The following is a 287-nucleotide window of genomic DNA, read 5'->3' on the forward strand; positions in this document are numbered from 1 at the left end:
CTCTGGGCCGGCACTCGTGCATATGTCGGCGCGGCAATCCCCGGCGCGATTCGTGAGGGTGGGTACGACTTCGACGTGATCGATGCGGAGGCGATGGACGTCGTGGACCCCGCCCGCTACGGCTTGGTTGTTGTGCCCGGTGTTCAGAAAGCACCTGCCGCCGTGCAGGCTTGGCTCGAGCGTGTGGAGGCTGCGGGCGGTACGGTGCTGAATGCCCCGACCAGCGGTGAAGGTTTCGCCGAGGCGCTCTCCGCCGTAGCGCCGTCACCGATCTCGTACGAGAACTC

Annotated in this window: 1 protein-coding gene; it reads left to right on the forward strand. The window is 66.6% G+C overall.

The window, feature by feature from the left end:
* Window positions 1-75 precede the first annotated feature (75 nt).
* Window positions 76-287: hypothetical protein (locus SB754_RS19840; protein WP_410784102.1), on the forward strand; the 212-nt coding region annotated here is incomplete at its 3' end.

The sequence above is a fragment of the Leifsonia sp. SIMBA_070 genome, assembly GCF_046534635.1.
GTDB lineage: Bacteria > Actinomycetota > Actinomycetes > Actinomycetales > Microbacteriaceae > Leifsonia.